The 1,442-nt window shown below is 65.7% G+C and carries 1 protein-coding gene and 1 pseudogene; both read left to right on the top strand.

Annotated elements, in window-relative coordinates; all coding sequences use genetic code 11:
- Positions 1–630: 630 nt before the first annotated feature.
- Positions 631–813 (top strand): annotated as a pseudogene (locus KDK95_RS38455) (helix-turn-helix domain-containing protein); the annotation flags it as partial.
- Positions 814–925: 112 nt separating this feature from the next.
- Positions 926–1,123: a hypothetical protein gene (locus KDK95_RS36545; protein ID WP_249162335.1), complete on the top strand. Its 198-nt coding sequence runs from the start codon at positions 926–928 to the stop codon at positions 1,121–1,123.
- Positions 1,124–1,442 lie beyond the last annotated feature (319 nt).

Raw genomic sequence — 1,442 nt, 5'->3', positions numbered from 1 at the left:
GCCCCGGGTCGAGCAGCACCGCCATGAAACGCTCGACCTAGTCATCGCGACCACGCCGCTCGCCGGGTTGACCCCGACCAAGGCAACACCCTGGCCCGCCCGCCGCGACAACGCCGCGACAACGACGCGACGGCCGCGTGGCTGCGAGACCTGCACCACGACGTCGCCAAGAGATCGAGTAGCCCGACGTCCGTGCGCCTAAGCGCAACAGACGGACCTGATCAGGCCTGCGCCACATGGCCGAAGGTCTCCGCTAGTGACTTGTCGCGCAACGTTGGCCGGGTAATCGTGTTGTTCGGCTCAGTAGCCTTGCGGCATGACGGGTGGAGGCAGGTATCGGTGGCGGACCCGGCTGCGATGTCGGCTGCCATGCTTCCTGATCAACCGCGGGATCGCTGGGAAGGGCGCTGGTGACTGTGGTGACCACGAGTGGTACAACCACGACGGTGTCATCGCACGCTGCTACCACTGCGAGGTCGGCGAGTGTTCCTGGCCGGTGGGCGAGGTTGGACGTGGCGTGTCGGCCGGGTAGTTGATCTGGCCCGGCCGGGTCGGCAGCCTGTCTCCGAGAGCTGATTCTTGGAGGCGGTTGTGGCTCGTCGACCCGAGGTGTTCGTCCGGTCGTTGTCGATGGAAGAGGGGCGCAAGCTGCAGCGCATTACCCGGACCGCGAAGGATCCGGTGAGGCTGCGGCGGGCGATCGTGGTGATGATGTCCGCTCAGGGCCAGTCGGTCCCGGCCATCACCTCGCTGATGCAGGTCACTGACGACTACGTGCGCGATGTGATCCACGCGTTCAACGAGCGGGGGTTCGAGGCGCTGGACCCAAAATGGAGCGGGGGCCGTCCACCGACGATCAGCCAGGACACGCGTGAGCGGATCTGCCTGATCGCCAGGACGGTCCCCGCCGAGTTACGGGTCCTGGTTGAACTGGATCGAGTCCGAGTTCGCCGCACTGCGGTACTTCGCCCTCAACGGCACCGACCACCGCAGCCACGCCAAGCAGAACGCCGCTATCGCCGGCTACGTCCGGAACTACGACAAGCAGGCCCGCCCCAAGACCAACTTCGCCCAGAGCTCACCCATCCGCAGCTGGACCAGTTACCCGGCCGAGGCTGCGTGACAAGCCACTAGTTAAGGCTGCTCCGCCACCACCCCCCGCAGAACCCTGGTAGGGCTGCGCCTGCCAGGCGAGGAGAGCACCACGACCTCGACCTCGGCGGGAGGGTGCGCGTGCCGCTCGACCGCAGGGGCGACGCATCCGCATCCCGCACTGCATATCAGCGTTCTCCTACACATCCAGGGGGCTCGGCCGATCCAACCAAGGCCGAATTCCACTCCGACCCCAAAAGGGTTTTCTAGCCCTCTGGCCGCTTCAGCACCTTTTGTCAGACCCGCCACATACACTGGAGGTAGTTGATCGGATACTGTTCGGATGGGGG

This window comes from Actinospica acidithermotolerans (assembly GCF_018139625.1).
Taxonomy (GTDB): Bacteria; Actinomycetota; Actinomycetes; order Streptomycetales; family Catenulisporaceae; genus Actinospica; species Actinospica acidithermotolerans.
This window is presented reverse-complemented; position numbering and strand designations above follow the sequence as displayed.